This is a genomic window from Variovorax sp. YR752, assembly GCF_943372545.1.
On sequence record NZ_CALRZC010000139.1, the window covers coordinates 1 to 22,134 of the forward strand.

Genomic DNA, 22,134 nt, shown 5'->3' on the forward strand with positions numbered 1-22,134 from the left:
CGCCGCAGGAACTACTGAAAAAGAACTCAGCGCGCAGTACGCCCACGCAGCAGCAAGGTGAGGAGCAACAGCGCCAGCACCGTGAACGCAATGAACGACCAGTTCGCCAGCGTCAAGCCGAACAGCGACCAGTCGATCTTGGAACAGTCGCCGCCGCCGCGGAAGATCATGGGCAGCGCGCGCTTGAGCGGGAAGGTCTCGATCATTCCGTACAGGTCACGCCCGCACGAAACGACTTCGGGCGGATACCACTGCAGCCAGCTCTGCTGCGCCGCCGTGTAGGCACCGCCCACCGCCGCCGCCAGTGCCAGCACCCCGCCCGTCACCTGCAGGCCGCGGCTGTTGAACAGCGCCGCCAGGCCGGTGAAGAGCGCCACCAGCATCAGCGCATAGCGCTGCACGATGCACATGGGACAGGGTTCGAGTCCGACCACATGTTGCAGATACAGCCCGAAGGCCAGCATCAGGACACAGGCCAGGCAGATCAGCCCGAGCGCGCGGCGCGGCGCGCCGAAGTACCAATGGATCAAGGAGATACCCAATCTTCTTCTACGAACACCCTGGCCTTGCGGGGGTTGGCGACAACGGTGTCGCCTTCCTTCAAGCCCAGGTCGCGGAACTGTTGCGCAGGGAGTTGCGCTTCGATGATGGTTCCGGAGCCCGGATTATCTGGATTCGTTTCGGTGGGCTCAAGTTCCAGCCGCGCGATCGGTCCGACCACAATCGCACGCGACAGCGTGGCGACGATGCCGGTGGCGCCCGCCACATAGCGGGTCACGTCCAGGTCGTGCGGGCGCACGTAGGCCAGTGCCTTCGCGTCGCGCGCGGTGCTGTGCTCGGGCGAGTCGATGCGCATGCCGTCAAGTTGCACGGCGCCGTTGTCGGCCCGGCCGTGGAACAGGTTCACGTCGCCCAGGAAACCGTAGACGAACGGGCTCGCGGGCTTGTCCCACACGTCCTGCGGCGAGCCGACCTGCTCGATGCGGCCCTTGTTGATGACCACCACGCGGTCGGCCACTTCGAGCGCTTCTTCCTGGTCGTGCGTGACGAAGATCGAGGTGACGTGCAGTTCGTCGTGCAGCCGGCGCAGCCAGCGACGCAGTTCCTTGCGCACCTTGGCATCGAGCGCGCCGAAGGGTTCGTCGAGCAGCAGCACCTTGGGCTCCACCGCCAGCGCGCGGGCCAGCGCGATGCGCTGGCGCTGGCCGCCGGACAGCTGCGACGGGTAGCGGTCGGCCAGCCAGTCGAGCTGCACCAGCTTGAGCAGGTCGGTCACCTTCTGCTTGATCTGCGCGTCGCTCGGGCGCTCCTTGCGCGGTTTCACGCGCAGGCCGAAGGCCACGTTCTCGAACACGGTCATGTGGCGGAACAGCGCGTAGTGCTGGAACACGAAGCCGACCTGGCGTTCGCGCACGTGCACGTCGGTCGTGTCTTCGCCCGAGAAATGGATGCTGCCCGTGTCGGCCGTTTCCAGGCCCGCGATGATGCGCAGCAGCGTGGTCTTGCCGCAGCCCGAAGGGCCGAGCAGCGCGACCAGTTCACCCGACTCGACGTCGAGGTTCACGTTGTTCAGCGCCCGGAAGTCGCCGAACTGCTTGCTGATGTTGCGGATTTCGATGCTCATGGTCTTGTTCTCTCGTCTTCTCAGGCCGCCGAAGGCTCGGGGGGACGCTCGGGCGGCAGCTCGGCGATGGCTTTCATTTCGCGCTCATGGCGCCACTCGATGACCGACTTGATCACCAGGGTGACCAGCGCCAGGATCGCCAGCAGCGAGGCCACGGCAAAGGCGGCCACCGACTGGTATTCGTTGTAGAGCACCTCGACGTGCAGCGGCATCGTGTTGGTCTGGCCGCGGATGTGGCCCGACACCACCGACACCGCGCCGAACTCGCCCATGGCGCGTGCATTGCACAGAATCACGCCGTACAGCAGGCCCCACTTGATGTTGGGCAAGGTCACGCGCCAGAAGGTCTGCCAGCCGGTCGCGCCGAGCACGATGGCGGCCTGCTCTTCGTCGGTGCCCTGCGCCTGCATCAGCGGAATGAGTTCGCGCGCAATGAAGGGAAAGGTCACGAACACGGTGGCCAGCACGATGCCGGGCACGGCAAAAATGATCTTGATGTCGTGCTCCGCGAGCCACGGGCCGAACCAGCCCTGCGCGCCGAACACCAGCACGTAGATCAGGCCCGCCACCACCGGCGACACCGCGAACGGCAGGTCGATCAGCGTGGTCAGAAAGGCCTTGCCACGGAACTCGAACTTGGCGATGGCCCAGGCCGCGGCCACGCCGAACACGAGGTTCATCGGCACCGCAATGGCGGCGGTGATGAGCGTGAGGCGGATGGCGCTCCACGCATCGGGTTCCTTCAGCGCCTCGAGGTAGGCGCCGAGGCCCTTGCGCAGCGCCTCGACCGCCACGGCCGCCAGCGGCAGCACGAGGAACAGGAACATGAACACGAGGGCGATGCCGATCAGCGTCCAGCGGACCCAGGCCGACTCGGTGGTGCCGGCTTGCGCGCGGCGGATGATTTTGGAAGGTGCGCTCATGTCATGCCCCCGCGCGCTTGCGCTGCCAGGCTTGCAGGCCGTTGATGATCAGCAGCAGGATGAACGACAGCACCAGCATCACCAGCGCGACCGCGGTGGCGCCCGTGTAGTCGTACTGCTCCAGCTTGCCGATGATGATGAGCGGCGTGATCTCGGAAATCATCGGCATGTTGCCGGCGATGAAGATCACCGAGCCGTACTCGCCGATGGCACGTGCGAAGGCCATGGCAAAGCCTGTGAGCAATGCCGGCGCAATCGCCGGGAAGATCACCCGGGTGAAGGTCTGCAGGCGCGTGGCACCCAGCGAGGTCGCGGCTTCTTCGAGCTCTTTCTCGGTGTCTTCGAGCACCGGCTGCACCGTGCGCACCACGAACGGCAGCCCGATGAAGATCAGCGCAATCACGATGCCCGCCGGCGTGAACGCCAGCTTGATGCCGTACGGCTCGAGCAGCTGCCCGACCCAGCCGTTGCCCGCGAGCAGCGCCGTGAGCGAGATGCCGGCCACCGCCGTGGGCAGTGCGAACGGCAGGTCGACCAGCGCATCGACGATGCGCTTGCCCGGAAACTTGTAGCGCACCAGCACCCAGGCTACGAGCAGGCCGAACACCGCGTTCACCATGGCGGCGATCAGCGAGGCGCCGAAGGTCAGGCGGTACGAGGCCATCACGCGCGGCGAGGTCACCGACACCCAGAAGTGCTCCCAGGTCATCGTGAAGGTCTTGAAGACCAGCGCCGACAGCGGGATCAGCACGATCAGGCACAGATAGAAGACCGTGAAGCCGAGCGTGATGTGGAAACCGGGCAGCACGCGCTTGGCGCCCCCTGCCCGGTTGGCACGTGAAAAAGGCGCTCCCGCTGCCGGGAGCGCCGAAGAAGCAGCGCCGCTCATTTACTTCGCGCCAGGGGTGTACAGCTTGTCGAACTGACCGCCGTCGTTGAAGTGCACCTTCTGCGCTTCGCTCAGGCTGCCAAACAGTTCCTGCACCGTGAACAGCTGCAGCGGCTTGAAGGTCGAAGCGTACTTCTTGAGCACGGTCTGCGAACGCGGACGCAGCGCATGCTTGGCGGCGATTTCCTGCGCTTCTTCGGAGTACAGCCAGTCGAGGTAGGCCTTGGCAAGGTCGCCCGTGCCCTTCTTCTTGACGGTGCGCTCGACGATGGCCACCGGGTTCTCGGCCACGATGGAGATCGACGGGTACACCGAGTCGACCTTGCCGGTGCCGAATTCACGGTCGATCGAGACCACTTCGGATTCGAAGGTGATCAGCGCGTCGCCGATGTTGCGTTGCAGGAAGGCGGTGGTCGCGTCGCGGCCGCCGCGTGCCAGCACCGGCACGTTCTTGAACAGCTTGCCGACGAACTCGGCAGCCTGGGCGTCGGTGCCGCCCTTCTTCTTGATGTAGCCCCAGGCAGCCAGGTAGGCGTAGCGGCCGTTGCCGCCGGTCTTGGGGTTGACGATCACGACCTGCACGCCCGGCTTGATCAGGTCGTCCCAGTCCTTGATGCCCTTGGGGTTGCCGTTGCGCACCAGCAGCAGCATGGTCGAGGTGGTGGGCGATGCGTTCTCGGGGAACTTCTTGTTCCAGTCCTTGGCGACCACGCCGGTGCCGGCCAGGAAGTCGATGTCGGTCGAGGTGTTCATGGTGACCACATCGGCGTCGAGGCCGTCGGCCACGGCGCGCGCCTGGGCGCTGGAGCCGCCATGCGACTGGTCGATCTTGACGTCCTTGCCCGTCGTCTTCTTGTAGTTCGCCACGAAGGCCGCGTTGTAGTCCTTGTAGAACTCGCGCGCCACGTCGTACGAGGCGTTCAGCAGGCCCGTGCCTTGGGCAAAGGCAGTGTTGCCGGCGAGTGCGGAGGACGCCAGCGCGAGCACGGCGACGAGGGTCTTGATTCTGGAAGTCATGTGGTTGCCAGGTTGTCTGAAAATTCACGACCGGCCGACCAGGCGGCGGGTTCGTCGGTCAACGATTGCAGCAGGGCCAGGCCGAGCGGCCAGTCTCCGTGCCCCGAATCGATGTTGATGTGCCCCGCATTCTGCATGCGCACGAACTCGCTGCCCCAGGCGCGCGAGTAGGCGCCGGCCAGGCGAATGGGGCAATAAGGATCGTTGCTGCTCGCCACCACGATGCTGCGGTACGGCAGCGCCGCATACGGCACGGGCGCGAAGTCGGACAGCACCGCGCGGCGCTCCGGGTCGGCCGGCGCCACCAGCAGCGCACCCTGGATGCGGGCGGCAGCCTCGGGCGGCAGGTGCGCCGTGGCGATGCAGCCCAGGCTGTGCGCCGCGATGACCACGGGGCCTTCGCTTTCGAGCACGAGCTTGGCCAGCGCGGGCACCCAGGCGTCGCGCTTGGGCGAGGCCCAGTCGTCCTGCACCACCCGCGCCGCGCCCGGAATGCGCTCTTCCCACAGGCTCTGCCAATGGCCGGGCCCGGAGTCGCGCCAGCCGGGCACGATAACCACGCGTGTCTGCATGTGCGGGTGCCGCCTGTGCTTCTTACTTGTTGGGCTGCGGCGTGATCCGCAGGTAAGGCTTGACGGCCTTGAAGCCCTTGGGGAAGCGCTCGGCCAGCTCGGCCGGGTCCTGAATGCTCGGCACGATGACGACGTCGTCGCCGTCTTTCCAGTTCACGGGCGTGGCGACCTTGTGGCTGTCGGTGAGCTGCAGCGAGTCGATCACGCGCAGGATCTCGTCAAAGTTGCGGCCGGTCGATGCCGGGTAGGTGATGGTGGTGCGGATCACCTTCTTCGGATCGATGATGAACACGCTGCGAACGGTGGCCGTGGCTGACGCGTTCGGGTGGATCAGGTCGTACAGGTCGGCCACCTTGCGGTCGGCGTCCGCAATGATCGGGAAGTTGACGGTGGTGTTCTGCGTCTCGTTGATGTCCGAGATCCACTCCTTGTGCTTGGTGGCCGGGTCGACGCTCAGCGCGATGGGCTTCACGCCGCGCTTGGCGAACTCGCCCGACAGCGCCGCCGTCTTGCCGAGTTCGGTGGTGCACACGGGCGTGAAATCGGCCGGGTGCGAGAAGAACACGATCCACGAATCGCCGGCCCACTGGTAGAAGTCGATCGGGCCTGCGCTGGAGTCCTGGGTGAAATTGGGGGCGGTGTCGCCGAGTCGCAGGGTTGCCATGGTCGCTCCAAGAAGGGGGTGAAGCCCTGGATTGTGCGAACCGCTGCTTCAATGGCAAACGAATATCTGTTTGTTTGGATATGACGTTTTTCGCATATAGAACTTGCGAAGCCCTGGCGTGACGCTATCTTTTAGATAGCAATCTGGCCTTAGAACATCCGCATCTGCTCGCTTTGCAGGTGCTCGGACAGGAAATCGATCAACCGCCGCACCGCCGGCACCAACGCCCGCCGCGCCGGAAACACCATGTGCGCCACCACGGGCGACGGCCCCCAGCCGGGCAGCACCCGCACCAGCCGGCCCGCCTCGACGTCGGCGCTGCACATGTAGTCGGGCAGCAGCGTCGCGCCGACGCCGCCCAGCGCGCCGAACTGCAGCGTGGCGAGGTCGTCGGCCACGTAGCGCGGCGTGTGCACATGCAGGTGGCTGCGGCCCTCCGGGCCTTCGAGCCGCCATTCGGCGCGCCCTTCCCCGTTGACCGACATGGCCGCGGTCGGCAGCTTCGCGAGATCGGCGGGTGCCTCGATCGGCCCGTGTTCCGCCAGCAGCGCCGGGCTCGCGACCAGCACGCCGCGGCTGTGGCCGAAGGTCTTGGCCACGAGCACGGTGCTGTCCTCGATGGCCGGGCGCACGCGCAGCGCGATGTCGATGCCCTCCTCGATCAGGTCCACCGGCCGGTTGATGACCCGGATGTCGACGCGCACCGCCGGGTAGCGCGCCATGAACAGCGGAATCAGCTGCGCCAGCCCGCTGTGCGAGATGGTGACCGGGCAGGTCAGCCGGACCAGCCCGCTCGGCTCGGTCTGCACCTGCGCCACCGCCTCGGCCGCCGCCTGCGCTGCGTCGCGCATCGCCGAGGCATGGCGCAGATAGATCTCGCCGGCCGGCGTGAGCGACAGGCGCCGCGTGCTGCGCTGCATCAGCTGCACGCCCAGCCGCTCCTCGAGCTCGGCCACGCGGCGCGACAGGCGCGATTTGGGAATGCCCAGCGCCCGGCTGGCAGCGGCAAAGCCGCCCCGTTCGGCCACCTCGGCGAAGAAAACCATGTCGTTGAGGTCTTGCATCACCTCATTGTCCTGCAAACAGAACGATCTGATCAAATTTTGGCTACTTATCAATCACTCGCATCAAAAATAGAATTCTCCCAACGCCGGCCACTTCTCAGCGCCGACACCTTGCACAGAAAGTGATTGACTGACATGAAGCTGCTCCACATCGACTCCAGCATCCTGGCCGCCGGCTCCACCTCGCGCCAACTGACCGCCGAAACCGTCGCCGCCTGGCGCGCCGCCCACCCCAATACCCAGGTCGAATACCTCGACCTCGCCGTGGACGCGCCCTCGCACTTCAGCGCCGACGCCCTCGGCATCAAGACCGGCGTGCAGGCCCAGCCGACCGAAGCGCAGCTGCGCGAGAACGCCCTGTCGGAAAAGCTGGTGACCCAGTTCCTGGCCGCCGACGTCGTCGTGATCGGCGCCCCGCTGTACAACTTCACCATCCCGACCCAGCTCAAGGCCTGGATCGACCGCCTCGCGCAAGTCGGCCGCACCTTCAAGTACACCGACAAGGGCGCCGTGGGCCTGGCCGGTGGCAAGACCATCATCGTGGCGTCGAGCCGCGGCGGCATCTACTCGACCTCCGAAGGCGGTCAGGCCGCGGAACACCAGGAGAGCTACCTGAAGGTGATCTTCGGCTTCTTCGGCATCACCGACGTGCGCTTCGTGCGCGCCGAAGGCATCGCGATGGGTGACGCACCCAAGGCCGCGGCACTGACCGCCGCCCGCGCCGACATCCTCGTGGCCACGGCCGAAGCCGCGAACCAGAAGACCGTTGCGCAAGCCGCCTGAGTCTTCCGCCACCGGAACGAAAAAGCCGCCCCACGGGGCGGCTTTTTCATGGGCGCTTGCCTGCGTTCAGGCTGCAGCGTGGGCCTTGACCCAGGCCACGTACTTGTCCATCCAGCCTTGCAGGAATTTCTGCGTGCCTTCGTTGCCGATGTGGCCCTTGTCGTCGAACAGGCCTTCCTTGGCCTGCAGGAACACCTCGGGGCCGCCCATCGTGGGCGCGTCGAGGTAGGCCAGGATGTTGCGCAGGTGCTGCTGCGCCAGCGCGGTGCCGATGGCGCCCACCGAGATGCCGAGCACGCCGGTCGGCTTGCCGGCCCACACGCTCTGACCGTAGGGGCGCGAGGCGTGGTCGATGGCGTTCTTCAGCACGCCGGGAATCGAGCGGTTGTATTCGGGCGTGACGAACAGCACGCCCTGCGCGGCGGCAACTTCGCTCTTGAGGCGCTTCACCGGAGCCGCCTGGTTGCCGTCGTCGTCCTGGTTGTACAGCGGCAGATCGTCGATGCGCAGGGTCTCGAAGGTGAAGTCCGACGGCGCCAGGTGCGCCAGCGCCAGAGCGAGCTTGTGGTTGAACGAATCCTTGCGCAGGCTGCCGACGATGACGGCGATCCGGGTCTGTGCCATGGGTGGAACTCCTTGAAATGAGAAAGGCTGTCGGAATGACCGGGACGATTATGCGAAGCGCTCAAGACCTTTTCCAGAAAAGTTCATGACCACCGGCGCGCTCGCCTGCGCGCGGCGCACGACCCCGTGGGCCAGCCGGTCGAGCCCGGTGCACAGCAGCCAGTAGATCGCGCCCACGAGCATGAAGATCTCCGCCGGATAGACCATGGTGCGCGCATTCACCTGCGAGGCCACGAACGACAGCTCGCCCACGCCCACCACGTACGCCAGCGAGCTGTCCTTCACGAGCGTGACCCACTGGTTGATGAACGACGGCAGCATCATCCGCAGCGCCTGCGGCAGCACGACGTGGCGCAGCGTGCCCCAGCGCGTGAGCCCGAGCGACAGCCCTGCTGCCCACTGCCCCGCACCGATGCCGCGGATGCCCGCGTGCACCGCATGCGCCAGGTAGGCGCCGCCCACCAGCGACAGGGCACACATCACCGACAGCACGCCCGGCACGCTCACGCCCAGCGCGAACGGCAGCAGGAAGTAGGTCCAGAAGATCAGCATCAGCACCGGGATCGCACGCAGGAAGGCCAGCCCCAGCGTCAGCGCCCGCTTCAGCCAACCCCGCGCCATAGCCAGCCCGATGCCCCACGCCAACCCGAGCACCGCCGAGGCGATGCCCGAGCCGGAGCTCAGCAGCACCGTGAGCGCCGCGCCGCCCAGCTCGCCTTGCGGAAAGGCGCCCCACAGCAGGTACGGCAGGCTGTCCCACAGCGTGTGCAGCGCATCGGTCATGCGGCAGCCCTCCCTGGCACCTGCGATTGCCGGCGCGCAGCCCACGCAGCCAGCAGCTCGATCACGCCGATGGTCACGATGTAGAGCAGCGTCGCCACGCCGAAGGCCTGGAAGGTCTTGAAGGTTTCCGCCTCGACCTGGCGCGAGGCGTACGACAGCTCGACCAGCCCCACGGCCATCGCGAGCGAGGTGTTCTTGACGATGTTCATGTACTGCCCCAGCAGCGGCGGCAACGCGATGCGCAGCGCCTGCGGCAGCACCACCTGCGCCAGCACCTGCGCGCGCGTGAAGCCCAGCGCCTGCGCCGCCAGCGTCTGCCCCACGGGCACGCCGCGGATGCCCGAGCGGATGTCCTCACCCACATAGGCCGCCGCATACAGCGTGAGCCCGAACAGCGCCGACAGGAGTTCGAAGGAAATGAAGCGCCCCGCCAGCAGCCCTTCGCGCAGTGCCTCGGGCAGCACGCTGGGCGCGCCGAAGTACCAGAAGAAGAGCTGCACCAGCAGCGGCGTGTTGCGAAACAGCGAGACGTACGCGCCGCTCGCGCGCAGCCACGCCGGCCGGCTCGACGAGCGCCCCGCTGCCACGGCAATGCCCAGCAGCGTCGCGCCCGCCGCCACCAGCAGCGAGGCCCCCACGGTCACGAGCCAGCCGTCGAACAGCCAGCCGAGGTAACGGGGCGCGAGCAGGTGCTCGCGCAGGAAATCGGTCAAGGCCGCATCGGTCCGGTGATCGATCCTGCCGGTCAGTTGGCAGCCACGCGCTGGTCGCCGATCTTCAGCAGGCGTGGCAGCGGCGCCTTGCTGCTGGGGCCGAACCAGGTGTCGTAGATCGCCACGACGCGCCCGTTCTTCTCGCTGTCGACCAGCCAGGCGTTGAGCGTTTCGAGCAGGCGCGTCTCGCCCTTGGCCACGGCCGCGCCGAGGTATTCCTTCGACACCGTGATCGCCGGAATTTCGTACTTCTCCTTGTCGGGAATCGCGTTCCACTGCGCCGTGAGCTTCACGCCGTCGTTGGTGATGGCCTGCACGTTGCCGTTGCGCAGCGCGGCCAGTGCAAACGGCGAATCGTCGTAGAGCACGACCTTCGCGTCGGGGTAGTTCTTGCGCAGGTTCGATTCCATCGTCGTGCCCTTCTCGGTGCCGATGCGGATGTCCTTGATCTGCGCGGCTTCCTTCAGCACGCCCTTCTTCGCCAAGAACTGCTGGCCGACCAGGAAGTACGGCGTGGTGAAGTCGACGGCCTTGGCGCGCTCGTCGGTGATGGTGAAGCTGGCGAACACCACGTCCGCCTTGCCCGAGGTGAGCAGCGGAATGCGGTTGGCCGGGTTGGTTGGCACCAGCTCGATCTTCACGCCCAGGCTTTTTGCGAACTCGGTGGCCAGGTCGATGTCGTGGCCCACCTGCTTCTTGCTGGCCGGGTCGATGTAGCCGAAGGGCGGGTTGCCGTCGAACGCGGCGACGCGCAGCACGCCGGCCTTGCGGATGTCGTCGAGCTTGTCGGCCCAGGCGATGTTGCCCAGGGTGGTGAAGGCGCCAAGGGCCAGGGCCAGGCTGGTCACGGTGAAAGAGTGGGTGTTGCGGGTCATGCCTGCGCTTCGCTTGAAATGGAAAAAGAGAGCGCGACTCTAGGCAGCGCTACGCACGGCGCCAACGAAGCAATTTCCGCTTGCATATGCAGCGACGAGTTGCGCATGAACAAATGACAAAAGCTTCGTGGCGCGAGACAGCGTCGATCCCTAGAGTGGCCAGCCTCTGCCTTCCGACTGACTGCTTTTTTCTTCTCTGCCGCGCGACGCGGCTCTGCTCTTCTCATGCACTTCCCGACCTCTTCCTCGCCCGCCGTCTCCCGGCGCCTTCTGCTTCGCGCTGGCGTCGGCGCTGCGGCCGTGGCCGCCTCCGCCCCGCTGTTCGCCCAGACGCGCGCCCGCACCCTGCGCATCGGCTACCAGAAGTTCAACACGCTCAACATCCTCAAGGGCACGGGCCAGCTCGAGAAGGCGCTGGCACCGGCCGGCGTGAACGTCGAGTGGCGCGAGTTCCTCGGCGGCAGCCAGCTGTCGGAAGCGCTGGCGGCCGGCGCCATCGACTTCGGCCATGCCTCCGACGGCATCGGCGTGTTCCAGCAGGCCAGCGGCAAGGGCCTGGTCTACCTCGCGGCCGAAAGCCCCTACCCCGGCGGCGTCGGCTTCCTGGTGCCGCGCGACTCGCCGATCCGCAGCGTGCGCGACCTCAAGGGCAAGAAGGTTGTCACCGGTCGCGGCTACAACACGCAGTACGTGCTGATCCGCGCGCTCGAAGCGGCCGGCCTGCGCTATGAAGACATCGATCCGGTCTACATCGTCACGGCCTCCGACACCGTCGCCGCCTACCAGTCGGGCAGCGTCGCGGCCATCGGCCTGTGGGACCCGTTCCTGGCCGGCGCGCAGGTGGCGACCGAGTCGCGCCTGCTGTTCGACGGCACCGGCCTGAGCGGCAACCGCACCTACCACTTCGCGCAGCCCGGCTTCGCGCGCACCAACGCCGACACGCTGCGCACCGTGTTCGCTGAACTGCGCAAGGCCAACGACTGGGCACAGGCCCACCCCGGCGACGTGGTGGCCACGCTCGCGCCGCAGCTCAAGGTCGAGCCCAAGGTGCTGGCGCTGGCGACCGAACGGCGGCACTATGGCGTCGTGGCGCTCACGCCCGCCATCGCCCGCGAGCAGCAGGGCCTGGCCGACGTGTTCGCGCAGCTGAAGCTCATTCCCCAGCCCATCGCGGTGAAGGATGCTTTTCTCGACCTGAACCTTGTGTGACGACGACACCTCTCGCCCCGTGACCCGTTCCCTCTCTCATTACGACGCCATCGTCATCGGCCTGGGCGCCCTCGGCGCGGCCACCCTCTACCAGCTCTCGCAACGCGGCGCGCGCGTGCTCGGCATCGACCAGTTCGCGCCGCCGCACGACCGCGGCTCCTCGCACGGCGATTCGCGCATCACGCGGCTGGCCGTCGGCGAAGGCGACGAGTACGTGCCACTGGTGCACCGCTCGCACGCCATCTGGCGCGAGCTCGAGGCGCGCACCGACCGCACGCTGATGACCACCACCGGCGGCCTCGTCCTCGCGCCGCGCGACCGCGTGGCCGCGCACCACGGCAAGTCCGACTTCGTGCGCCGCACCATCGCCTGCGCCGAGCGCTTCGACATTTCGCACGAGGTGCTCGACGCGGCCGGCATTCGCGCGCGCTACCCGCAGTTCCACCTGCAGGGCGACGAGATCGGCTACCTCGAACGCGACGCCGGCTTCGTGCGGCCTGAAGACGCCATCGCCGCCCAGCTCGCCGTGGCCCGCGCCGACGGCGCACAGACCCGCACCGGCGAGCGCGTGCTGAGCGTCGAGCCCGTGGGCAACGGCGACACCGTGCGCGTGCGCACCGAAACCGCGAGCTTCACCGCCGACCAGGTGGTGGTTGCGGCCGGTGCGTGGCTGCCCGAGTTCCTCGGCCGGCAGGCACGCACCGACTGGCAGGCCGACTTCTCCGTGCACCGGCAGGTGATGCACTGGTTCGACACCGGCCCCGCCGCCGCGGCCGACTTCACGCCGGGGCGTTTTCCGATCTTCATCTGGATGTTCGGCGACGCGCAGGAAGACTACATGTACGGCTTTCCGGCCTCCGACGCATCGCAGCCCGCGCTGAAGGTCGCCACCGAGCAGTACGTCGACGCCACCACGCCCGACACCCTCGAGCGCGACGTGAGCGCCGACGAAACCGCCACCATGTACCGCGACCGCGTCGCCGGTCGCTTTCCGCAGATCAAAGGCCAGGCGCTCAAGGCCCGCGCCTGCATGTACACCGTCACGCCCGACCGCCGCTTCGTGATCGACGCACTCGACGGCCTGCCGAATGTGCTGATCGTCTCGGCCTGCTCCGGCCACGGCTTCAAGCACTCGGCGGGGCTGGGTGACGCCATCGCCGACCGTGTGCTGGGCCGCGAGAGCGCGCACGGCCTCGACCTGCGCGCCTTTGCCCGCGAACGGCTGGTGGCCTCGCAACACCCCTGAGGCGCCCGCGCGCGATCCGGGGCATCATCGCTTCCGATCTTCAGTTTCTTCGGAGGCAGCGCGCGATGCGATTCCTGATGGTGGGTGCCGGTGCACTCGGTGGTTACTTCGGCGGGCGCCTGCTCGCAGCGGGCCGCGATGTGACCTTTCTTCTGCGTCCCGGCCGCGCGGCCCAGCTGGCCACGACCGGCCTCGTCGTGCGCAGCCCCTGCGGCGACCTCGACCTGCCGACGCCCAAGCACGTGCTGGCCCAGCAGATCGATGGCCCCTACGACGTGGTCGTGGTCGGCTGCAAGGCCTACGACCTCGACGCGACCATGGACTCGTTCGCGCCCGCCGTCGGGCCCGACACCGTCATCCTTCCGCTGCTCAACGGCCTCGGCCACATCGACCGGCTGGTCGCGCGCTTCGGCGAGGCGCGCGTGCTCGGCGGCCTGTGCATGATCTCCGCCACGCTCGACGACGAAGGCCGCGTGCTGCACCTGAACGACATGCACAGCCTGAGCTACGGCGAGCGCGCCGGTGGCCGCTCGCCGCGCATCGACGCGATCGCGTCCCAGTTCGCCGGCGCGAACTTCGCCGCCACCGCGAGCGAAACCATCGCGCAGGACATGTGGGAGAAGTGGGTCTTCATTGCCTCGGCCGCGGGCCTCACGAGCCTGATGCATTCCTCCATCGGCGACATCGTGGCCGCAGGCGGCGAAGACGTGGCACTTGCGATCTTCGACGAGTGCTGCGCCATCGCCGCCCACAACGGCTTCGCCCCACGCCCCGGCGCCCTCACGCGCGGCCGCGCGGTGGTCACGACCGCCGGTTCGCCCATGACCGCCTCGATGTACAAGGACATGGCCCGCGGCGCACGCGTCGAGGCCGACCACATCCTGGGCGACCTGCTGGCCCGCGCACCGCGCAGCGCGTCGCCCACGCCATCGGTGCTGCGCACGGCGTACGTGCACCTCAAGGCCTACGAATTCCGGCGCGCCCGCGAGGCCGGTTGAACGACAGCCACGCCATGACCGACACGCTCGCCTTCCTCCACACAGCCGAGGTGCATGTGCAGACCTTCGGCGGCCTGGCCCGCGAGATCGCGCCCGAGTTGCGCGTGCAGCATCTGGTGATGGAAGAGCTGCTGGCCGACGCGCGCACGCTGGGCGTCGACCACGCCGGCCTGGTGACGCGCGTGCACGAGGCCATGCGCGACGCCGCCTCGGACGGCGCCTCTGTGGTCGTCTGCACCTGCTCGACCATCGGCGGCATTGCCGAGAAAACCGCGACCGGCGGCGCCTTTGCCGCCCTGCGCATCGACCGCGCCATGGCCGACCGCGCCGTGCGCAACGGCCCGCGCGTGCTGATCGTCGGCGCCGTCGAAAGCACCATCGACCCAACGTTGTCGCTCGTGCTTTCAGCGGCGCGGCAGGCCGGTGTCGGCATCCGCGCCAGCACGCTGCTGGTCGAAGACGCCTGGGTGCATTTCCAGTCGGGCGACACCGCGCGCTACGTGGCCACGCTGGCCGAATCGATCCGCGCCGCGGCCGATGGCACCGACGTGATCGTGCTGGCGCAGGCGTCGATGGCGCCGGTGACGGGGTTGCTGGCGGATTTGGGGGTCGATGTACTCAGCAGTCCGCAGTTGGGGGTGGCGCATGCGGTGGCGACACTGCGCGCTTCGAGCAAGGCCTGGGCATCCGGCAGTACCGGCATGTCGGGCTGGTAGCCCTGCAGCAGGAGCCCGCCCCTCGGGTCGCCTAATCCGACTTCTGGATCGTCTCCCCCTTCAACGCCCCCATGTCGCGGATGTTGAAGCGGTGCTGCTTCCACCCCGCCATGGTGCGGCGGAAGTTGGCCAGGGAAATGCCGTAGTACAGCACCTTGAACATGCGCAGCGCGCCCCACATCGGCGTGCCCTTGTAGATGTCGCCGGCCAGCAGCGACATCAGCGCTTCCTTCACCCGGAACGGGTTGCCGGGGTACATGAACATGTCGCGGATGGTCGGGTTGGTCACGCGGTAGATGAACCACGAGTACTCGCGCGGGCCCTTGCGCATCATGGCTTCGAAGCCTTCGCGCGCGCGGGCCAGCTCGGCCGGCTGGTCGAGCGCGGTGGCCACCAGTTCGGCGCCGTCGAAGGCGCTGTGCATCGCCAGGTACACGCCCGAAGAGAACATCGGGTCGATGAAGGTGAAGGCGTCGCCCAGCAGCAGATAGTTGTCGCCCGTGGCGTGCGTGCTCGAGTACGAGAAGTTGCCGGTGGCGTGCACCGCGTCGTCGACCAGCGTGGCGCCCTTCAGGCGGTCGGCCAGCACGGGGCACAGCGCGATGGTGTCGTAGAAGAAGTCCTTCAGCGGCTTGTCGCGCGTCTTCAGGTAGTAGGGCCAGCACACCGCGCCCACGCTGGTCGTGCCGTCGGCCAGCGGAATGAACCAGAACCAGCCGTGCGCGAACCAGCAGATGCTGATGTTGCCTTCCTTCTTGCCCTCGAGCCGCTCGGCGTTGGTGAAGTGGCCGAACAGCGCGGTGCTGTTGTGGGCGGGGTTCTTCTGCTTGCAACGGAATTTGTTGGCCAGCAACGTGTCGCGGCCCGTGGCGTCGATCACGAAGCGGGCACGCCAGCTGCGCTTGGCGCCGTCGTCCATCACGGCCTGCACGGTCGCGCCGTCGGCGTCGAAAGCCACGTCTCGCACCTTGCAGCCTTCGAAGGTCTGTGCGCCGCGCGTGGCGGCGTTGCGGAACAACAGCTCGTCGAGTTCGGAGCGGCGCACCTGCCAGGCAGAGTCGAGCGACTTGTCCCAGCCTTCGCCGAACTCCACGTAGCTGCGGTGCTCATGCTCGGGCGAGACGAACTCGATGCCGAACTTCGGCATGCCGATCTTCTCGACCTGGTCGCGCACGCCGAGCATGTCGAACAGCTCGACGTTCGCGGGCAAGAGCGATTCGCCGATGTGAAAACGCGGGTGGTGCTCTTTCTCGACCAGCACCACCTGACGGCCCTGCTGCGCCAGCAGCGCCGCGACGGTCGAGCCGGCGGGGCCGCCGCCGATCACGAACACGTCGCAAGACTCATTGACAGAGGGAGCGTCGGAAGAAGAAACCTGAGGCTGGGACATGCAAGGACAAGCAGCGTGATGGACAGCGACAGAGCATAGCGCGCCCGCATCGCACGACGCAAAACGGGCTGGCGGCACGGGCCGGGAGGCGGCACACTGGCGGCCTTTTCTGCCCTCGAACCCTTGCGCGCCATGACCTTGCATCGCCTTGCCCTGCTCGCCGCCCTCTGCCTGTCTGCCGCATGGAGCCATGCCGCGGGCTTCAGCTTCATCGAGGTGCCGGCCGACAAGGACGGGCCGGCCTTGCGCGGCGCGGTGTGGACGCCTTGCGAGACAGCGCCCAGCGAGATCGCGTTCGGCCTGATCGCGATTTCGGCCACCAAGGACTGCCCCATCGCCGGCACGGGCCTGCCGCTGGTGCTGATGTCGCATGGCTCGGGCGGTTCGTTCCTCGGGCACCACGACACGGCGGCGGCGCTGGCCGATGCGGGTTTCGTGATCGCCGCCATCAACCACCCGAACGACAACTTCCAGGACATGGAACGCCGGGGCCATCTCTCGACATTTGCCGCGCGGCCTGTCGACATGCGGCGGCTGACGGATCACATGCTCAACGCATGGCCCGGACGCACGAAGATCGCCGCGGAAAAGGTCGGCTTCTTCGGCTTCTCCCGCGGCGGCTACACCGGCCTTGTGGCAACGGGCGCGGTGCCCGACTTCAAGCTCGGCCTGCGCTTTTGCACGCCGACCTCGAAGATTCCGTTCTGCGGCCAGATCCAGCGCCAGGAACTGCCTGCGCCCCCGGTGCGCGATGCGCGCATCAAGGCGGCGGTGATCGTCGATCCGTTGAGCTTCTTCGATGCCGAAGGGTTGAAGCAGGTCAAGGTGCCCGTCCAGCTCTGGGCCTCCGCGCGCGGTGGCGACGGGGTCACGCTGGACGACGTCGAAGCGGTCCGCCGCAACCTGCCTCCAACGCCGGACTGGTACGTGCCCGCGAACACCGCGCACTTCGCGTTCCTGGCGCCCTGCGCGCCCGCCATGGCCAAGGCCTTGCCGGAGATCTGCAGCGACGCCGGCGGCTTCGACCGCGTAGCCTTCCACGCCGACTTCAATGCCAAGGTGCTCGCCTTCTTCAGGCAGCACCTGGCATCGAAGCCCTGACCTGTGGCCTGACCTCAGCGCGTGCGCCGCTGGCCGGCAAGCTGCCGCACCACCGTCACCAGCCGATCGATCTCGTCGAAGGTGTTGTAGAACGCCAGCGAAGGCCGCACCGTCGTCTCGACGCCGAAGCGCCGCAGGATCGGCTGCGCGCAGTGGTGCCCCGTGCGCACTGCGATGCCTTCGTCGTTGAGCGCGTGGCCCACCTCTTCGGTGGTGTGGCCGTCAAGCACGAAGGACATCACGCTCGCCTTGTCGGCCGCCGTGCCGATCAGCCGCACGCCGGGAATCGCACCCAGTTGCGCCATGCCGTACACCAGCAGGTCGTGTTCATAGCGCGCGATGTTCTCGATGCCGACCTTGTTGACGTAGTCGATCGCCGCGCCCAAGCCCACGGCATCGGCGATGTTGCCGGTGCCGGCCTCGAACTTGTTCGGGATCGGCTGGAACACGGTCTTCTCGAAGGTCACGTCGGCAATCATGTTGCCGCCGCCCTGCCACGGGGGCATGTTTTCGAGCACCTCGCGCTTGCCCCACACCACGCCGATGCCGGTCGGGCCGAACACCTTGTGGCCGGAGAACACGAAGAAATCGGCGCCGATGTCCTGCACGTCGACGCGCATGTGCGAGACCGACTGCGCCCCATCGACCAGCGCCTTCGCGCCCGCGCGGTGCGCCAGCTCGACGATCTCCTTCACCGGCACCACGGTGCCCAGCGCATTCGAGACCTGCGTGACCGCGACGATCTTCGTGCGGTCGTTCAGCAGCTTGTGGTACTCGTCGAGCAGCACCTGGCCCGAATCGTCCACCGGGATCACGCGCAGCTTCGCGCCCTTGGCGGCGGCGAGCTGCTGCCACGGCACGATGTTGGCGTGGTGCTCCAGGTTCGACACGATGATCTCGTCGCCCTCGCCCACGTGCTGGCCGCCCCAGCTCTTGGCCACGAGGTTGATGGCCTCGGTGGTGCCGCGCACGAAGATCACCTCTTCGACTTCGGGGGCGTTGATGAACTTGCGCACGCGCTCCCGTGCGCCTTCGTAGGCATCGGTTGCGCGCGCGGCCAGCTCATGCGCCGCACGGTGGATGTTCGAGTTCTCGTGTGCGTAGAAGTACGCGATGCGGTCGATGACCGACTGCGGCTTGTGCGTGGTGGCCGCGTTGTCGAACCACACGAGCTGCTTGCCGTTCACGCGCTCCTGCAGGATCGGGAAGTCGCGGCGCACGGCATGCACGTCGAACGGGGGATGCTGGCCGGTGCCGGCGAGCGGTACGGCATCGGGGCCGCGCGGATCGGGCTTGGCTGGTGTGACGAAGCCGCTGGGCAGACGCACCGCATCGACGAAATAGAACTGCGCGTCGCGTCCGACTGGCGCCGAAGGCGGGCTTGGCGGCAACGCAGGCTGTGCCGTCGGCGCGGCAAGACCCGCGAACGGATCATGGATCGCAAAGCCATCGCTGGCACCAGCCACCGGATGCCCGTAGCTGTGGTTCAGGAAATAGAACGGCGAGGCTGACGCTGCCTGCGGCGACGCAGGCGCCCCCACCTGCTGCGGCACGCCCTGCACCACACCGCCCGAGCGCGGCTCGAAGGCCGGCGCCACGGACAACACGTTGTCCGGCACACCATTGCCCGCCACCGCATGCGGCAGCAAGGCAGGCGCGCGGTTCGCGAGCGAGGGCAACTGGGTCGGCGATGCGGGCAGCACATTGGCGCCCGGAATCTGCCCCTGCGGAATCGGCGTGCCCGGCACGCTCGGCCCGAAGCCTGCGGGACTCACCAGCGGCGAGCCCGGCGGTGCGATGTTGGCGGGAAACTGCGCGCCCGGCGGCGCGGAGAACATGGCGCTCGCCATGCGCGCGAGAACTGCCGGGTCGAACGGCGCCTCGCCCGGGATCGGGGGTGTGCTGCTCACCGCGGCTTACTTGTAGGTGTCGGGATAGTCGTGGTACTTGCCGATCTCGACGTCGTCGAGCACGGCCAGCGCGTCGGTGGTCAGTACCGCGAGCGAGCAGTACAGCGAGATCAGGTACGACGCGATCGCATGGTTGTTGATACCCATGAAGCGCACCGACAGCCCCGGGCTCTGCTCGCCCGACAGGCCCGGCTGGAACAGGCCGACCACGCCCTGGCGTTTGTCGCCCACGCGCAGCAGCAGGATCTTGCTCTTGCCGTCGGCCACCGGCACCTTGTTCGACGGAATCAGCGGAATGCCGCGCCAGGTGATGAACTGCGAACCGAACAGGCTCACGGTCGGCGGCGGCGTGCCGCGGCGCGTGGCTTCGCGGCCGAAGGCGGCAATGGCCAGCGGGTGCGTGAGGAAGAACGCAGGCTCTTTCCACACCTTGGTCAGCAGCTCGTCCAGGTCATCGGGCGTGGGCGCGCCGGTCAGCGGAAAGATGCGCTGCTCTTCGCTCACCTGCGCCAGCAGGCCGTAGTCGGGGTTGTTGATGAGCTCGCTCTCCTGGTTCTCCTTGATCGTCTCGATCGTGAGGCGCAGCTGCTCCTTGATCTGGTCGTGTGGGCTGCTGTACAGGTCGGAGATGCGGGTGTGCACGTCGAGCACGGTGCTCACGGCATTCAGGTAGTGCTCGCGCGGGTTCTCTTCGTAGTCGACAAAGGTGCGCGGCAGCTGGTTCTCTTCTTCACGCGAGGTGCACGTGACCTTGATCGACTCGGGGTTCTTGACCTTGTTGACGCGGTAGATGCCCGCCTCCACCGGCACCCACTGCAGCAGGTGCGTCAGCCAGCGCGGGCTGATGGTCTCGAGCTGGGGAACGGTCTTGGTGGCGTTGGCTAGCTGGCGGGCGGCGTTGTCGCCAAGGGCGGTGGTACCACCGACTGTTGCACTCATGGATCAAGGCTCCGTGGGTTGAGAGAAAGAAGAAAACACTGTGGTCCCCAGTGTCCGGGGACCACGGGTTTCCCCTCAACAGGCTATAGCCGCCAAGTTGATCCGCCGTGCAAGGCGCGACTGTTCCAGTTGCTCGCAACGTGCGAGCAGGTTGACGATGTTGATGCCCAGCGCGGTGGCCAACTTCTGCGCCGTGACGATCGACGGGATCACGCGTCCGCGCTCGATCTCTCCCACGTACGAGCGGTTCAGATCGGAACGCTCGGCCAGCTGCTCCTGCGACCAGCCCTGCCCTTCACGCAGCTGGCGCACAGTGACGCCGAAGTCTTCGACGAAGGCTTTCATACGCTGCCCGCCTTCGGTGCGCTGTTGTTCTGCAGGCTGGCCTGCGTGACGCTGGCGCCGGGCTTCACGTCGTCGGTGATCCACACGTTGCCGCCGATGACCGCGCCCTTGCCCAAGGTCACGCGGCCCAAAATGGTCGCGCCCGCGTAGATGACCACGTCGTCCTCCACCACCGGGTGCCGCGGCAAGCCCTTCTGCAGGTTGCCTTCGGCGTCGGTCGGGAAGCGCTTGGCACCGAGCGTGACGGCCTGGTACAGGCGCACGCGCTTGCCGATGACGGCCGTCTCGCCAATCACGACGCCCGTGCCGTGGTCCATGAAGAAGCCCGCGTCGATCGTCGCGCCCGGGTGGATGTCGATGCCGGTCTGCGCATGCGCCAGCTCGGCCACGATGCGCGCGAGCAATGGCAGGTCGAGCTCGTAGAGCCGGTGCGCGAGGCGGTGATGGATCATCGCGAGCACGCCCGGATAGCACAGCAGCACCTCGTCGACACTGCGCGCGGCGGGGTCGCCCTGGTAGGCCGCGAGCACGTCGCTGTCGAGCAGCCGGCGCAGGCCCGGCAACGCGTTCGCGAACTGGCGCACCGCCTCGGTGGCCGACGCATCGATCTCGCTCGCCGGGCGCGGTGCCAACCGTGCGTTGAAGTTCAGCTCAAGCCGGGCCTGTACCAGCAGCGCCTGCAAGGCAGCATCGAGCGTGTGGCCGACATAGAAATCTTCGCTCTCGTGGCGCAGGTCCGGCGGGCCGAGCCGCATCGGAAACAGGGCGCCCTTGAGCGATTCAACGATCTGCGTCAGCGCATCGCGCGACGGAAACTCGCGCGCACCGGGCTCGCGCGAACGGCGCTGCGAATCGCGCCACTCGTCGCGCACCTCGTGCAGTGCGCGCACGATGTCGCTCACTTCGAATTGAGCCATGTGTTTTTTCCTCCCCTGTGTGTCTGCGTTTTTCGGATTCAGTCCTGCGCCCACGGCAGGCCATGAAAGCGCCAACCGTCGGAACCGCCGCGGTGTTGTCGCGCATCGATCTCGCCCTCAAAGCCTTCGAGCACGTTGAACACCTGCGTGAAACCCGCCTTGGCGGCAGCCTCAGCCGCCAGTGCGGAACGCTTGCCGCTGCGGCACAGCAGCAGCACCACGGCCTCCTTGCCGCCGTCCTTGGCCAGCTTGGCTTCGAGTTCGCGCACGAAACGCGGGTTGCGGGTGAGCGCGGTGCCTGTGGCCCACGCCACGTGCAGGCTCTCGGGCACATGGCCGACGAACTTGCGCTCTTCACCGGAGCGCACGTCGACGAGCACGGCCTGCCCGTTCTGCACCAGCTGCCAGGCCACGGGGGGCGTCACGCCGCCGGCATAGGGCCAGCCGGCTTCGGCGGCTTGTGCCTTGGCCTGTTCGAGGGCGGGCGGCAAGGCGATGACATCTTCAACTTCCACGGACATACGGTTCGACTCCTGTTGTACGTTGGTCATTCCATCTTCCTTGATGGCGATAACCACCACTGTAGGAGTGCAACGACGAAGGTCAAACGACTCAAAAGTCGATTCTTAACAACCTTGTGATCTATGGAGTGCGGGGGCTGGGTGCTTCAGGGCGCGCTCCCGCCGACGGGGTACCTTGCTCCGCGAATGTCCTCCGGCCTGCGGCCTCCCCGTTGATTTCGCTGCGCAAGGCACCCCATCGACGTGAGCGTTGGGCAGTGCGGCTGTTGATCGACCCGCACAACGACAGCGCTCAGCGGGCGCAGGACACT

Annotated in this window: 24 protein-coding genes; 6 read left to right on the forward strand and 18 right to left on the reverse strand. The window is 67.3% G+C overall.

What is annotated here, in order from left to right; translation table 11 throughout:
* Positions 1–26: 26 nt before the first annotated feature.
* The 8 genes from AAG801_RS26445 to AAG801_RS26480 all read right to left on the reverse strand — a co-directional run bounded on the left by AAG801_RS26445 (position 27) and on the right by AAG801_RS26480 (position 6,753).
* Complete coding sequence (locus AAG801_RS26445; protein WP_341891058.1) at positions 27–530, reverse strand: disulfide bond formation protein B; 504 nt, start codon at positions 528–530, stop codon at positions 27–29.
* Entirely contained in the window at positions 527–1,624 is a 1,098-nt protein-coding gene (locus AAG801_RS26450) for a sulfate ABC transporter ATP-binding protein (protein ID WP_101491750.1), read from the reverse strand. The genes AAG801_RS26445 and AAG801_RS26450 overlap by 4 nt, the downstream gene beginning before the upstream one ends.
* Positions 1,625–1,644: 20 nt before the next feature.
* Complete coding sequence (gene cysW / locus AAG801_RS26455) at positions 1,645–2,547, reverse strand: sulfate ABC transporter permease subunit CysW (protein ID WP_341891059.1); 903 nt, start codon at positions 2,545–2,547, stop codon at positions 1,645–1,647.
* Position 2,548: 1 nt separating this feature from the next.
* Complete coding sequence (gene cysT / locus AAG801_RS26460; RefSeq protein WP_341891060.1) at positions 2,549–3,436, reverse strand: sulfate ABC transporter permease subunit CysT; 888 nt, start codon at positions 3,434–3,436, stop codon at positions 2,549–2,551.
* Positions 3,437–4,453, reverse strand: a complete 1,017-nt coding sequence (locus tag AAG801_RS26465; protein ID WP_341891061.1) for a sulfate ABC transporter substrate-binding protein — start codon at positions 4,451–4,453, stop codon at positions 3,437–3,439.
* Positions 4,450–5,025 (reverse strand): alpha/beta hydrolase, encoded by a 576-nt coding sequence (locus tag AAG801_RS26470; protein WP_192196854.1) that lies wholly within the window; start codon positions 5,023–5,025, stop codon positions 4,450–4,452. Before AAG801_RS26470 ends, AAG801_RS26465 begins: the two co-directional genes overlap by 4 nt.
* A 22-nt stretch (positions 5,026–5,047) precedes the next feature.
* A complete protein-coding gene (locus AAG801_RS26475; RefSeq protein WP_341891062.1) occupies positions 5,048–5,689 on the reverse strand; it encodes a peroxiredoxin in 642 nt (213 codons plus the stop codon).
* Between the two features lie 149 nt (positions 5,690–5,838).
* Complete coding sequence (locus AAG801_RS26480; RefSeq protein WP_341891063.1) at positions 5,839–6,753, reverse strand: LysR family transcriptional regulator; 915 nt, start codon at positions 6,751–6,753, stop codon at positions 5,839–5,841.
* A gap of 135 nt (positions 6,754–6,888) precedes the next feature.
* Here AAG801_RS26480 and AAG801_RS26485 point away from each other — a divergent pair, with 135 nt between their 5' ends.
* On the forward strand, positions 6,889–7,536 hold the full coding sequence (locus AAG801_RS26485; protein WP_341891064.1) for an FMN-dependent NADH-azoreductase: 648 nt from the start codon (positions 6,889–6,891) through the stop codon (positions 7,534–7,536).
* Positions 7,537–7,602: 66 nt separating this feature from the next.
* Here AAG801_RS26485 and AAG801_RS26490 read toward each other — a convergent pair whose 3' ends face one another.
* Genes AAG801_RS26490 through AAG801_RS26505 form a run of 4 tightly spaced genes read right to left on the reverse strand, consistent with a single transcriptional unit; the run spans position 7,603 to position 10,531 of the window.
* On the reverse strand, positions 7,603–8,160 hold the full coding sequence (locus AAG801_RS26490) for an NAD(P)H-dependent oxidoreductase (protein ID WP_099789566.1): 558 nt from the start codon (positions 8,158–8,160) through the stop codon (positions 7,603–7,605).
* A 48-nt stretch (positions 8,161–8,208) separates the two neighbouring features.
* Positions 8,209–8,943: an amino acid ABC transporter permease gene (locus AAG801_RS26495; RefSeq protein WP_341891065.1), complete on the reverse strand. Its 735-nt coding sequence runs from the start codon at positions 8,941–8,943 to the stop codon at positions 8,209–8,211.
* Positions 8,940–9,656 (reverse strand): amino acid ABC transporter permease, encoded by a 717-nt coding sequence (locus AAG801_RS26500; protein WP_341891066.1) that lies wholly within the window; start codon positions 9,654–9,656, stop codon positions 8,940–8,942. The genes AAG801_RS26495 and AAG801_RS26500 overlap by 4 nt, the downstream gene beginning before the upstream one ends.
* A gap of 32 nt (positions 9,657–9,688) precedes the next feature.
* Positions 9,689–10,531, reverse strand: a complete 843-nt coding sequence (locus tag AAG801_RS26505; RefSeq protein ID WP_341891067.1) for a transporter substrate-binding domain-containing protein — start codon at positions 10,529–10,531, stop codon at positions 9,689–9,691.
* Between the two features lie 300 nt (positions 10,532–10,831).
* Here AAG801_RS26505 and AAG801_RS26510 point away from each other — a divergent pair, with 300 nt between their 5' ends.
* From AAG801_RS26510 to AAG801_RS26525, 4 genes are all read left to right on the forward strand, one after another.
* Complete coding sequence (locus AAG801_RS26510; RefSeq protein WP_341891068.1) at positions 10,832–11,740, forward strand: aliphatic sulfonate ABC transporter substrate-binding protein; 909 nt, start codon at positions 10,832–10,834, stop codon at positions 11,738–11,740.
* 19 nt (positions 11,741–11,759) lie between these two features.
* Positions 11,760–12,986: an N-methyl-L-tryptophan oxidase gene (solA, locus tag AAG801_RS26515; protein ID WP_341891069.1), complete on the forward strand. Its 1,227-nt coding sequence runs from the start codon at positions 11,760–11,762 to the stop codon at positions 12,984–12,986.
* 65 nt (positions 12,987–13,051) lie between these two features.
* The gene (gene panE, locus AAG801_RS26520) at positions 13,052–13,984 is read left to right on the forward strand and encodes a 2-dehydropantoate 2-reductase (RefSeq protein WP_341891070.1); all 933 of its coding nucleotides are present in this window, start codon (positions 13,052–13,054) and stop codon (positions 13,982–13,984) included.
* A gap of 14 nt (positions 13,985–13,998) precedes the next feature.
* Positions 13,999–14,700 carry an aspartate/glutamate racemase family protein gene (locus AAG801_RS26525; protein ID WP_341891071.1) on the forward strand — a complete coding sequence of 234 codons (702 nt, stop codon included), beginning with the start codon at positions 13,999–14,001 and terminating at the stop codon, positions 14,698–14,700.
* A gap of 31 nt (positions 14,701–14,731) precedes the next feature.
* On the opposite strand, the gene AAG801_RS26530 is transcribed toward AAG801_RS26525, so the two are convergent.
* Positions 14,732–16,090 (reverse strand): NAD(P)/FAD-dependent oxidoreductase, encoded by a 1,359-nt coding sequence (locus AAG801_RS26530; RefSeq protein ID WP_341891072.1) that lies wholly within the window; start codon positions 16,088–16,090, stop codon positions 14,732–14,734.
* A 132-nt stretch (positions 16,091–16,222) separates the two neighbouring features.
* On the opposite strand from AAG801_RS26530, the gene AAG801_RS26535 reads away from it, so the two are divergent.
* Entirely contained in the window at positions 16,223–17,191 is a 969-nt protein-coding gene (locus AAG801_RS26535; protein ID WP_341891073.1) for a dienelactone hydrolase, read from the forward strand.
* A gap of 14 nt (positions 17,192–17,205) precedes the next feature.
* Here the strand turns inward: AAG801_RS26535 and AAG801_RS26540 are convergent, their stop codons facing one another.
* The 5 genes from AAG801_RS26540 to AAG801_RS26560 all read right to left on the reverse strand — a co-directional run bounded on the left by AAG801_RS26540 (position 17,206) and on the right by AAG801_RS26560 (position 21,823).
* Positions 17,206–19,101: a family 2A encapsulin nanocompartment cargo protein cysteine desulfurase gene (locus AAG801_RS26540; RefSeq protein ID WP_341891074.1), complete on the reverse strand. Its 1,896-nt coding sequence runs from the start codon at positions 19,099–19,101 to the stop codon at positions 17,206–17,208.
* 6 nt (positions 19,102–19,107) lie between these two features.
* Positions 19,108–20,040, reverse strand: coding sequence for a family 2A encapsulin nanocompartment shell protein (locus AAG801_RS26545; protein ID WP_042579703.1), 933 nt, complete (start codon positions 20,038–20,040; stop codon positions 19,108–19,110).
* A 75-nt stretch (positions 20,041–20,115) separates the two neighbouring features.
* Positions 20,116–20,385 carry a helix-turn-helix transcriptional regulator gene (locus AAG801_RS26550; protein ID WP_099789595.1) on the reverse strand — a complete coding sequence of 90 codons (270 nt, stop codon included), beginning with the start codon at positions 20,383–20,385 and terminating at the stop codon, positions 20,116–20,118.
* The gene (gene epsC / locus AAG801_RS26555; protein WP_341891075.1) at positions 20,382–21,302 is read right to left on the reverse strand and encodes a serine O-acetyltransferase EpsC; all 921 of its coding nucleotides are present in this window, start codon (positions 21,300–21,302) and stop codon (positions 20,382–20,384) included. Before epsC ends, AAG801_RS26550 begins: the two co-directional genes overlap by 4 nt.
* Positions 21,303–21,340: 38 nt before the next feature.
* Positions 21,341–21,823 (reverse strand): rhodanese-like domain-containing protein, encoded by a 483-nt coding sequence (locus AAG801_RS26560; protein ID WP_341891076.1) that lies wholly within the window; start codon positions 21,821–21,823, stop codon positions 21,341–21,343.
* Positions 21,824–22,134 lie beyond the last annotated feature (311 nt).

Coding starts and splice junctions, on each gene's coding strand:
- panE (WP_341891070.1), top strand. CDS start 13,052: ATGCGATTCCTGATGGTGGGTGCCGGTGCACTCGGTGGTTACTTCGGC.
- AAG801_RS26550 (WP_099789595.1), bottom strand. CDS start 20,385: ATGAAAGCCTTCGTCGAAGACTTCGGCGTCACTGTGCGCCAGCTGCGT.
- AAG801_RS26535 (WP_341891073.1), top strand. CDS start 16,223: ATGACCTTGCATCGCCTTGCCCTGCTCGCCGCCCTCTGCCTGTCTGCC.
- AAG801_RS26475 (WP_341891062.1), bottom strand. CDS start 5,689: ATGGCAACCCTGCGACTCGGCGACACCGCCCCCAATTTCACCCAGGAC.
- epsC (WP_341891075.1), bottom strand. CDS start 21,302: ATGGCTCAATTCGAAGTGAGCGACATCGTGCGCGCACTGCACGAGGTG.
- AAG801_RS26530 (WP_341891072.1), bottom strand. CDS start 16,090: ATGTCCCAGCCTCAGGTTTCTTCTTCCGACGCTCCCTCTGTCAATGAG.
- cysT (WP_341891060.1), bottom strand. CDS start 3,436: ATGAGCGGCGCTGCTTCTTCGGCGCTCCCGGCAGCGGGAGCGCCTTTT.
- AAG801_RS26505 (WP_341891067.1), bottom strand. CDS start 10,531: ATGACCCGCAACACCCACTCTTTCACCGTGACCAGCCTGGCCCTGGCC.
- AAG801_RS26485 (WP_341891064.1), top strand. CDS start 6,889: ATGAAGCTGCTCCACATCGACTCCAGCATCCTGGCCGCCGGCTCCACC.
- AAG801_RS26465 (WP_341891061.1), bottom strand. CDS start 4,453: ATGACTTCCAGAATCAAGACCCTCGTCGCCGTGCTCGCGCTGGCGTCC.
- AAG801_RS26495 (WP_341891065.1), bottom strand. CDS start 8,943: ATGACCGATGCGCTGCACACGCTGTGGGACAGCCTGCCGTACCTGCTG.
- AAG801_RS26490 (WP_099789566.1), bottom strand. CDS start 8,160: ATGGCACAGACCCGGATCGCCGTCATCGTCGGCAGCCTGCGCAAGGAT.
- AAG801_RS26480 (WP_341891063.1), bottom strand. CDS start 6,753: ATGCAAGACCTCAACGACATGGTTTTCTTCGCCGAGGTGGCCGAACGG.
- cysW (WP_341891059.1), bottom strand. CDS start 2,547: ATGAGCGCACCTTCCAAAATCATCCGCCGCGCGCAAGCCGGCACCACC.
- AAG801_RS26450 (WP_101491750.1), bottom strand. CDS start 1,624: ATGAGCATCGAAATCCGCAACATCAGCAAGCAGTTCGGCGACTTCCGG.
- AAG801_RS26525 (WP_341891071.1), top strand. CDS start 13,999: ATGACCGACACGCTCGCCTTCCTCCACACAGCCGAGGTGCATGTGCAG.
- AAG801_RS26560 (WP_341891076.1), bottom strand. CDS start 21,823: ATGTCCGTGGAAGTTGAAGATGTCATCGCCTTGCCGCCCGCCCTCGAA.
- AAG801_RS26470 (WP_192196854.1), bottom strand. CDS start 5,025: ATGCAGACACGCGTGGTTATCGTGCCCGGCTGGCGCGACTCCGGGCCC.
- AAG801_RS26545 (WP_042579703.1), bottom strand. CDS start 20,040: ATGAGTGCAACAGTCGGTGGTACCACCGCCCTTGGCGACAACGCCGCC.